The 9225-nt window shown below is 58.7% G+C and carries 10 protein-coding genes and 1 pseudogene; 8 read left to right on the top strand and 3 right to left on the bottom strand.

From position 1 onward, the window contains the following. The 4 genes and pseudogenes from VJV58_RS14850 to VJV58_RS14835 form a co-directional block, all read left to right on the top strand. Window positions 1-899: pseudogene (locus VJV58_RS14850) on the top strand (hopanoid biosynthesis-associated RND transporter HpnN); the annotation flags it as partial. Window positions 900-1038: 139 nt separating this feature from the next. After that, window positions 1039-1293, top strand: coding sequence for a hypothetical protein (locus tag VJV58_RS14845; protein ID WP_324138124.1), 255 nt, complete (start codon window positions 1039-1041; stop codon window positions 1291-1293). Window positions 1294-1449: 156 nt separating this feature from the next. Next, a complete protein-coding gene (locus VJV58_RS14840; RefSeq protein WP_324138123.1) occupies window positions 1450-1653 on the top strand; it encodes a hypothetical protein in 204 nt (67 codons plus the stop codon). 170 nt (window positions 1654-1823) lie between these two features. Next, a complete protein-coding gene (locus VJV58_RS14835) occupies window positions 1824-1949 on the top strand; it encodes a hypothetical protein (protein ID WP_324138122.1) in 126 nt (41 codons plus the stop codon). Window positions 1950-2179: 230 nt separating this feature from the next. Here VJV58_RS14835 and VJV58_RS14830 read toward each other — a convergent pair whose 3' ends face one another. Next, window positions 2180-2428: a hypothetical protein gene (locus VJV58_RS14830; RefSeq protein WP_324138120.1), complete on the bottom strand. Its 249-nt coding sequence runs from the start codon at window positions 2426-2428 to the stop codon at window positions 2180-2182. 183 nt (window positions 2429-2611) lie between these two features. After that, the gene (locus VJV58_RS14825; RefSeq protein ID WP_324138119.1) at window positions 2612-3127 is read right to left on the bottom strand and encodes a GrpB family protein; all 516 of its coding nucleotides are present in this window, start codon (window positions 3125-3127) and stop codon (window positions 2612-2614) included. 363 nt (window positions 3128-3490) lie between these two features. Between VJV58_RS14825 and VJV58_RS14820 the strand changes: the two genes are divergently transcribed. The 4 genes from VJV58_RS14820 to VJV58_RS14805 all read left to right on the top strand — a co-directional run bounded on the left by VJV58_RS14820 (window position 3491) and on the right by VJV58_RS14805 (window position 8712). After that, window positions 3491-7102 (top strand): GAF domain-containing protein, encoded by a 3612-nt coding sequence (locus tag VJV58_RS14820; protein WP_324138118.1) that lies wholly within the window; start codon window positions 3491-3493, stop codon window positions 7100-7102. 21 nt (window positions 7103-7123) lie between these two features. Further along, on the top strand, window positions 7124-7513 hold the full coding sequence (locus tag VJV58_RS14815) for a response regulator (RefSeq protein WP_324138117.1): 390 nt from the start codon (window positions 7124-7126) through the stop codon (window positions 7511-7513). Window positions 7514-7834: 321 nt separating this feature from the next. Then, window positions 7835-8398, top strand: coding sequence for a PAS domain-containing protein (locus VJV58_RS14810; RefSeq protein ID WP_324138116.1), 564 nt, complete (start codon window positions 7835-7837; stop codon window positions 8396-8398). 23 nt (window positions 8399-8421) lie between these two features. After that, on the top strand, window positions 8422-8712 hold the full coding sequence (locus tag VJV58_RS14805; RefSeq protein WP_324138115.1) for a DUF1330 domain-containing protein: 291 nt from the start codon (window positions 8422-8424) through the stop codon (window positions 8710-8712). A gap of 50 nt (window positions 8713-8762) precedes the next feature. Here VJV58_RS14805 and VJV58_RS14800 read toward each other — a convergent pair. Further along, on the bottom strand, window positions 8763-9225 hold a 463-nt coding region (locus VJV58_RS14800; protein WP_324138114.1), incomplete at its 5' end, for a zinc-binding dehydrogenase.

Raw genomic sequence — 9225 nt, 5'->3', positions numbered from 1 at the left:
CCGCAATCCAGAGCGCGTCGGAAGCCCTCTCCAGGGCTGTTGCCCGTGCAAACGGGGCTGAAGCTGACGCAGCGCGACACGTTGCCGATCTGCTCAAGCGTCTTGCCGGAGCAGACGCCGCCGTCAGGGCCAAGGCCGAGGCCGCGCTTGTACCGTCGCTGGTCTATGATCTCGATCGGCTTCGAAAAAGCCTCACGCCCGAACTGGTGACGACCAAAACGCTGCCACCCAACCTTATTCGCGACTGGGTATTGCCAGACGGCAGGGCGCGCGTGCAGGCAATCCCGAAAGGCGATCCGAATAACATCGACGTGCTGACCAAATTTGCGACCGCCGTTCTTCGCGCCGAGCCGTCAGCGGCTGGAAGCGCCGTCAGCTTCTATGAATCCGGCAGGACCGTCACCAGAGCTTTCGTCGAGGCAGGCATTCTGGCCATGGTGGCGATTGCTATTCTGCTGTTCATCGCATTGCGTCGGGTGACGGACGTACTCCTGACATTGGTCCCTCTCCTGCTCGCCGGCGCCGTCACCCTGGAGATTTGCGTGATTGACGATCTCGCGCTCAATTTCGCAAATATCATTGCGCTTCCACTGCTGCTGGGTGTCGGTGTGGCATTCAAAATCTATTACATCATGGCATGGCGCGCAGGAAAAATCGGCCTGCTCCAGTCCACGCTGACCCGCGCCGTGGTCTTCAGCGCGATGACCAATGCGATCGCGTTCGGGAGCATGTGGTCATCGAGCTATCCCGGCATGTCCAGCATGGGCAAGCTGATGGCACTCGCGCTGATATGCACGATGGCGGCCGCCGTGTTGTTTCAACCGGTTCTGATGGGTCGCCCGCGGCAAATAAACACCCATTCGGAACCGCCTCAAGATTTACGTGAGGCTGCGGAATAGAGATCCGTCCTGAGCTTCTCATTGAAGATCATGTAGCGCCTGCGCCATGAACGGGCCGCGAAGGCCGCACGCCAAGCTGCGCACCCAAGACAACATCAGATGGAACGAGAAGAATAGGTGAACGTTCATATGCATGCCCATGAATTGTTTTGATGCGACCATCCCCATCTACGACGCCGCGGCGATAGCGGTGCATTACTTCGTGTCGAAGGGATACGCTCCCGCCGAGGCGCATCAACGGACGATGAAGCACATCACCGAACTGTTCAGTCGAGGCGAGCAAAGGACGCTCATGCTGGCGAACCGAGCTATTGAAGCCGTCGAACGGGAAGAGCGAGCCGAACGCGAACTCATGGATGCGTCGCTGGAGGCGTTATTTCGAGAGCTCGGCTAAGCCTCGCTATGCAATAGCTATTCCCCGGCGCACACGCCGCTCTGCCGGCGCGACTGCCGAGCTCGAAATTTTAACCTCGCGCTCTCGAAACCTCTCCAGACCCGCTGGCGTTTGCCATGCGGCCGGGCGGCGAACAGGAGCAAAGGGAGGGAAGACATGACCGAGGGTAAAACCAGCTTTGATCCGCGCAGCATCGCGACCGCGCCGATCGTTGGATTGAACGCGACGAAGACCGTCCTGGAATATCAAGCTTCGGTGCTGAAACTGTGGGCGGAAAATTGCGAGCTGATGGCGCGAAACTATGAAAAAGGGCTCGAGGCGTTCAGCTCTGCTACGGGCCAGCATCGAGAGGCGGCTTGAGACTTATAACGGGGTGGGGAACTAATGAGGATCCGAAGGGAACTAACGTTTTTTTCCTGAGTTGCTCTCGGGCTTAATTCGAGAGGAAACACATATGAAAATCACAACGATTGCCTTGGCGGCATTTTTCGCACTCGGGTCGGGGTTGGCCCTGGCGCAAGGCGCAGGCGGTGGCTCGGCTGGCGGCGCGGGCGCTGGTGGCGCGGCAGCCGGCGGCGCTGGAGCCGGCGCTGGAGGCGGTGGCGGCCCTGCTGCATCACAAGCTCAAGCCGGCTCAAGCAAGAGCATGCACATGAGCAAGAGCAAGCGAATGAGCAAGAGCATGAAGCGAAAAAGGAAGCATTCAACAATGTAAAACGTAACCCGCATCAGTCGAGGGTTACGGGCCGATATCTACAGCCCTGCGGGCGAAGTTGCACCGCACCAAGATGGGCGATTTCCTGTGACGATACAAAGCCCGCCGTGATGCGGGCTTTGTATTTGACTTGTCGCAGCGGAGGATCCGCTTTTTGCATGGCGTAGGCGTCTACGCTCCCTTTTCGCACTTTTTCATAAAGCTGGTCTTGGCGGCTCCAGAGAGCGGCTTGCCGTCTGAACTTACGGCCTTGGTGGCGCATTGGTCCGCCATGCACTTCTTCATGAATGACGTCTTGGCAGCACCTGCAAGCGGTTTGCCGTCCTTGCCCACGGCTTTGCTCTCGCACGCATCTTGAGCCAGGGCCGATCCACCAGCGAATGCCACGACGAGCGCAGCCAACATGACCTTCCTGAACATGTCTTTCTCCCTTGAGTAACTCCGGCGAACGAATTTGATCCCACGCATCTGATATAGGCAACAGAAAAAACGGATTCCGGCCCGTTCGGCCCGACAGGAATTCCCTGCCCTGCCAGGGTGACACGACTAAGCTCGGCGCGCGTCGCTACGCGGCGGCGAATCCGCGATGCGCCAACCGACATCCTACCTCGCTGCCCTTCGCATGACGGTCTCGACATATGCAGATTTGGCGTCCGTATAAGCCTCGCGATCCGTCTGATGCTTGGCGGCAAGCCGTCTTTTCAGCCGCTCGTAATCGGCAGCTTCCTCGGGGTGAGTGCGCAAATAGTCCCTGAATGCCAACCGCTGCCACATCTCGCCGTTGGGCTCCGTCACATGCACATGGTGGGAGCGCCTTGATCCGAATGGCGGCATGCCTTTAACGAAGAACATTCGATCCTTCTTCGGATTATCCGCCCAATACACATATTCGAGGCTTCGAAGCGCTTCGACGAACGCCACTTGAGCATCTGCCAATGATCGGACCGCAATCAGGATATCTATGATGGGCTTGGCTGATAAACCGGGAATAGCCGTGCTTCCGAAATGCTCAAGTCCCACGATCAAAGAGGGATCGAGTGTTGCCCGCAACCGTTTGGCCTCTTGGTCGAACAATATCGGCCAGCGTGGATCATATTCAACGATCTCGATCTCATCCATTTCCCTGGCTCCAATTGCCCAATACGCGCAGGTCCTCTACTTGCGGCACCAGCATGAATGGCGATCCATCTAGGGCGCGTACTCACAAATCCGACTGAAAAGCCAATGTCCGGTATGTAGGCAAAGCAGACCTTGAAAGCCGCGACTGGCATGTCCGTTATCGACCCTAAGCCGACGGCGCGGCGACGCTCGTGAAAGGCCTCTGCGGCTGACGCGGTCTTCGTAGCTCACCGATCACGTCGTTCAGTGAACCTGAACCCGATGGCGAAAGCGACTGCAAACCGGGCGCATGTCAGGCGACCGGACTTTCGACCTTAAGGCGGAACCGATACTATCACAGCCCTGTACACCCGTGGAGGCGGTATGCGGCGGGACAAAAAGGCTGGCAGGGCGCTTGGACCGAGACGTCGGGAAGCATCGACGTCCAAGCGCAACACGCGTAAAGCGCCAGTCACTGAAACAGCTGCGCTTGAAGCCGAACTGCACATGGCGCGCGATCGTCAGGCTGCGAGTGCGGAGGTCTTGCGAGCGATCGCGACCACTTCGGGTGATGCTGGCAACGCACTGCGGCGCATCGCCGAGATCAGCGCGCGGCTCTTTGGCGCGAGCAGCGTGACGATTCACATTGCTGGGAACGGCAACCAATGGCACCAGTCGATCCGCTGGGGAACCTCCTCTGCTCGCCTGGGCAGCGAGCTCTCGGCGGCCCAGCTCGGCCCCAGCGGCCCAAACCTTCCCGGCACCGTGTTTCGGACGAATCAACAAATTCACGTACCCGACCTCGACAGGCTTGATCCGGAGTTCGCGCGGTGGCCCACGTTCCCGATCGCGCGCGCCTCGGGCACGCGTTCCCTGGCCGGTACTCCTCTCCGTCACGAAGGCAAGGCGATCGGTGTTCTCAATGTCCACCGCGACCGCCTCGCGCCGTTCTCCGGGGACGAACTGACGTTGTTGCAGGTTTTCGCCGACCAAGCGGTCATCGCAATCGAGAACGCGCGGCTGTTCAACGAGACCAGGGAGGCGCTGGAGCGTCAGACGGCAACGGCTGACATTTTGCGTGTAATCGCGAGCTCGCCGACGGAGGTTGGGCCGGCGCTGCAGGCGATCGTCGAGAGCGCCTGCACGCTTTGCGATGCCTACGACGCCAACGTCCTCTTGAAGATTGACGACAACTTGCACTTCAGCGCCCATCACGGGCCGATCCCGACCGGCCAGCATAACTGGCCGATCAATCGAAAGTGGGTTACTGGCCGCTCGGTGGTCGACAAAGTGCCCGTGCAGGTCTCCGATTTTCTCGCCCCTAATGCCGCCGAGTTTCCGGATGGGCAGGAAATGGCGCGTCAACAGGGTCACCGATGCACCCTTGCCGTGCCGCTGCTGCGGGAAGGCGAGGCCATTGGCGCGATCGTGCTTCGTCGCCTCGAACCCGTTGCCTTCAACGAAAAGCAGATTTCTCTACTGCAGACTTTTGCCAACCAGGCCGTGATCGCGATCGGCAACGTCCGCCTGTTCGACGAGCTGCAAGCGAAGACCCGTGATCTTGAGGAGGCGCTGAGATATCAAACCGGCAGCGCCGACATCCTAAACGTGATCGCCTCGTCACCCACCGACGTGAAACCCGTGCTAAAGAGGATCGTCGAGAGCGCCTGCGAGCTTTGTGGCGCTTATGACGCATTGGTGCGGCTAAAGGACGGAGACGGACTGGCATTCGGCGCGCACCATGGGCCGCTTCCGGTCAGTCTGGCGAGCGTTCCAATCAGCGAGAATTCCACAGCGGGAATGGCGGTGATCGGGCAAAAGCCGGTTCACGTTCATGACCTGCTTTCCACTGAGGGTGACAGGTTCCCGCATTCTCAAGGATTGGCGCGTTCGCACGGCGAGCGCACCATCTTGAGCGTGCCGCTCTTGCGCGAGAACGAGAGCGTCGGCGCCCTCGTTCTCCGGCGCACCGAGGTTCACCCGTTCAGCGAGAAGCAAATCGCCCTGCTCCAGACCTTCGCCGATCAAGCCGTGATCGCGATCCAGAATGTGAAGTTGTTCGACGAGGTGCAGGCCAAGACCCGCGATCTCGAACAGGCGCTGAGGTACCAAACCGGCAGCGCGAACATCCTGAAGGTAATCGCTTCATCGCCGACCGATGTCGTGCCGGTTCTGAATGCGATTGCGGAAAGCGCCTGCGACCTTTGCGAAGCCTATGACGCCGTGCTGACTCTCAAGGTCGGGAAGGACCTGGTGCGCAGCGCGCATCACGGTCCAATCCCGATGGGGACGGAGAGATGGACGAACGACCGCAGGTCGGTTTCCGGGCGCGCGATTGCCGAGCAGGTGCCAGTACACCTGCATGATGTTCTCTCCGAGGAAGGCGCGGAATTCCCAACTGCACAACAGATGTCGCGCCGCGACGGCTGCCGCACGATCCTGGCCGCGCCCATGCTGAGCGAGGGGGAGAGCATCGGGACAATCGTGCTCCGCCGCATCGAAGTGCGCCCCTTCAACGACAAGCAGATCAGCCTACTCCAAACTTTTGCAGATCAGGCGGTGATTGCGATCGGCAATGTTCGGCTGTTCGAGGAGGTGCAGGAGCGCACGCGTGAGCTTATCGAATCACTGGAGAAGCAGACCGCAACGTCTGAAGTTCTCGAAATCATCAGCTCTTCGGCGGGTGACCTCGACCCCGTCTTTCAAAAGATGCTCGAAAATGCGACGCGCATCTGCGGCGCGAATTTTGGCACTATGACTTTGTATGAGCAGGGAGCCTTCAGAACCATAGCACTCTACAAAGTGCCCGAAGCCTACAAGTTGGCCCAGTTGCATCAACGGATTCAGCCGCATCCTGAAAGCGGACTCAGCATGATCGAGCGGACCCGCCGGGCCGTTCAGATCGAAGATATCCGTACCGAGCCGCCCTATCGCGAAGGTCATCCAAACGTCCGGGCGCTGGCCGACCTTGGCGGGGCGCGATCGCTTGTGATCGTACCGATGCTGAAGGAGCATGAGCTGATCGGCGCTATAACGATATTTCGCCAGGAGGTGAAGCCCTTCACAGACAAGCAGACCGAGCTCGTGGCCAATTTTGCCAGTCAGGCCGTAATCGCCATCGAGAACGCCCGCTTGCTGAACGAATTGCGCAAACGTACACAGGAATTGTCGCAATCACTGGAAGATTTGCGCACCGCACAAGATCGCCTGATCCAGACGGAGAAACTTGCCTCTCTCGGTCAGCTCACTGCCGGCATTGCCCACGAGATCAAGAATCCGCTGAATTTCGTCAACAACTTCTCGGCCCTATCCTCCGAACTGATCGACGAATTGCACGATATGATGAAATCGGTTGCACTCGGCGAGAAGACGCGGGAGGAAATCAACGAAATCACGCAAACGCTGAAGGGTAATCTCGAGAAGGTCGTGCAGCATGGTAAGCGCGCGGACTCCATTGTCAAAAACATGTTGTTGCATTCACGTGCGGGGAGCGGAGAGCGCCGCCCTGCCGACATCAACGCGATAGTCGAGGAAAGCCTCAATCTCGCCTATCACGGTGCGCGGGCTGAAAAACCCGGCTTCAACATCGTGCTCATGCGCGATCTCGATCCGAATGCCGGCATGATCGATCTCTATCCGCAGGAAATCACGCGGGTGCTGCTCAACCTGATCTCCAACGGCTTCCATGCCGCAGCCAATCGCAAGGCAGCGGGCCAGGAAGGTTTCGAGCCGACTTTGAGCGCTTCTACCAGAGACCTGGGCACTAAAGTAGAAATCCGCATTCGCGATAACGGCACCGGCATTTCGCCGGAGGTACAGCACAAGATGTTCAATCCCTTCTTCACCACCAAGCCGGCCGGCGAAGGCACTGGTCTCGGGCTGTCGATGAGCCACGACATCGTGGTGAAACAGCATGGCGGTAGGATTGACGTTGCGACCGAACTCGGGTCGTTTACTGAGTTCATCATCACATTACCGCGCACCATGCTCGCGTAAGTAGTCGCAGGAGGTAAAACATTGAGCACATATATTCTTGTGGTCGACGACGAGCCTGATGTCGAAAGGCTGTTTCGCCAGCAATTTCGCCGCGATATTCGCTCCGGGCGCTTCATCATGGAATTCGCGAACTCGGCACCGCAGGCACTGGCGCGTGCGGACACGATCGCGGATCCTTCGCTCATCCTGATTCTTTCCGACATCAACATGCCCGGCATGAGCGGCTTGGAGATGCTGCCGAAGGTGAAAGCGGCACGGCCGAATGTGCCCGTCATCATGATCACGGCGTACGGGGACGACGCGACCAGAAAAAAGGCGATCGAACTCGGTGCAGCCGGATTGCTGACAAAGCCGATCGATTTTGGATTGCTGCACGAGGAAATTGATCAGCGCCTGCAGCAAGCCGCATAGTCCGCTTGTCGCCCAAAGCAGACGATCCTGAACTGGCAACCCGGTGTCTTCTTTGGGGGTTAAAGGCACTGGGCGAACGCACCCATCCCGAATTTATGAGTACACGCCTTAATCGGGAAAGCCGGTCCGGGGATTACTGAAACCCTAAGATCTACGGTTAATTTAACCTTAATCGCGCAAAGGCGCCGGCAAGGCGCGGGAAACGCGCGCCCCGGCATGGACGCTGCAAAGCCTCTCTTGCACAACAGAGAAAGGGAGCACGCGTGCGCAATAGCGGGACAGACTTGTACCGCCAGGGAGTACGCGCAGCAGGGTTAAGCCATGAAACACCCATCAAGCCGCGAATTTTTCGCATATTGGGACAAGAAGCGAGCTGGCGCGCCGGCGCCGGAGCGCAGCGATATTGAGCCAGACGCTGTCCGTGAGCTGCTCGGCGACGTGTTCGTGCTTTCTTACGACGCAGGCAGCGGTTACCCGTTTCGCGTCGCCGGTACCCGGGTTTGCGCCCTGCTCGGCCGCGACCTGAAGGATCAGAGCTTCTCCTCGCTGTTCGCAGCAGAGGCGCGGCGCGAGATCGAGGAGATCATCGCGGTGGTAGCCGAGGAGATGACGCCCGCTGTCGCCGGCATTAGCGCAACGTGCAACAATGGTTCGACCGCGCACCTGGAGTTGTTGCTTTTGCCCTTCAATGCGCGGGCCCACTCACCTGTGAGCCTGACCGGACTGCTCGCGCCATTCAAGAACGAATACACCGTGCTGCGAGATTTGACCGTTAGTTCATACCGGTACATCGGCCACCAACCGCAAAGGCTCATCCCGCGCGCGTTGCGCAAACTCGCGATCGCACGGGGCTTCATGGTTTACGAGGGACTGACCGGGAAATAGATGCGGGCTTCGCGAGTTAAGGCATGAAAGCGTATTTGGTGCTCGATGTGTCGGTGAACGACTTCGCTGGTTTCAAAAAATACATCGCTGAAATCCCTGCATTCATTGCGAAGCATTCAGGAAAATACATCGTTCAAGGGGTTCAGCCCACGACAATCGAGGGTGATTGGAAGCCGCAACGCATGGTCATCATCGAATTTCCAGAACGCGGAATGGCAGAAGCATTTCTAAGTGATCCCGAAATTCAAGACCTGTTCAAGATTCGCCACAATACGACGACGAGTAAACTCGTCCTTGCCGATGGCTGTACGTAACCGCGCGGCTTCCGAGTGAGATATCGGGACGAACTAACCTAGACTCAAAACTAGTCGGCCAACTCCGGCCACGGCATGATCGTTGACTTCACCGTCTTCATCGCCATCGCGTCGGCCACCGCCTGGCCGATACCGTCCTCCGAAAACGGATACAGCGTCTGCATTTCGAGCCAGGGATATTTGTCACGGGTGCGATAGAGCATGTCCACTCCGAGCGGCAGATCATTGCCGGTAAAGCCCCACGAGCCGAGAACGTTGAGGTCCTTGCTGCAGATGCGATGCCATGAGGTATCGATCGAGCCCGCGTCCGTGAACTGGCCCATCTCGACGTAGGTGCCGCCATCGCGCAGCATTTCGATTCCTTCGGGCCCCGCGCTCGGATGTCCCGAGCAGTCCATCACCAGATCGGCGCCGAACCCGCCCACGATGTCGCGCACTTTTTTGATGCGCGCTTCTGGCGTCTTGATCTCTTCGATATCGACGGTCGTCTCGGCGCCGAACTTGCGTGCGAGC

Source organism: Bradyrhizobium sp. (assembly GCF_035273305.1).
GTDB lineage: Bacteria > Pseudomonadota > Alphaproteobacteria > Rhizobiales > Xanthobacteraceae > Bradyrhizobium.
This window is presented reverse-complemented; position numbering and strand designations above follow the sequence as displayed.

What these genes read in the sequence shown, in the direction of transcription:
- VJV58_RS14845 (WP_324138124.1), top strand. Translation starts at nt 1,039, where the DNA reads ATGAATTGTTTTGATGCGACCATCCCCATCTACGACGCCGCGGCGATA.
- VJV58_RS14840 (WP_324138123.1), top strand. Translation starts at nt 1,450, where the DNA reads ATGACCGAGGGTAAAACCAGCTTTGATCCGCGCAGCATCGCGACCGCG.
- VJV58_RS14830 (WP_324138120.1), bottom strand. Translation starts at nt 2,428, where the DNA reads ATGTTCAGGAAGGTCATGTTGGCTGCGCTCGTCGTGGCATTCGCTGGT.
- VJV58_RS14825 (WP_324138119.1), bottom strand. Translation starts at nt 3,127, where the DNA reads ATGGATGAGATCGAGATCGTTGAATATGATCCACGCTGGCCGATATTG.
- VJV58_RS14820 (WP_324138118.1), top strand. Translation starts at nt 3,491, where the DNA reads ATGCGGCGGGACAAAAAGGCTGGCAGGGCGCTTGGACCGAGACGTCGG.
- VJV58_RS14810 (WP_324138116.1), top strand. Translation starts at nt 7,835, where the DNA reads ATGAAACACCCATCAAGCCGCGAATTTTTCGCATATTGGGACAAGAAG.
- VJV58_RS14805 (WP_324138115.1), top strand. Translation starts at nt 8,422, where the DNA reads ATGAAAGCGTATTTGGTGCTCGATGTGTCGGTGAACGACTTCGCTGGT.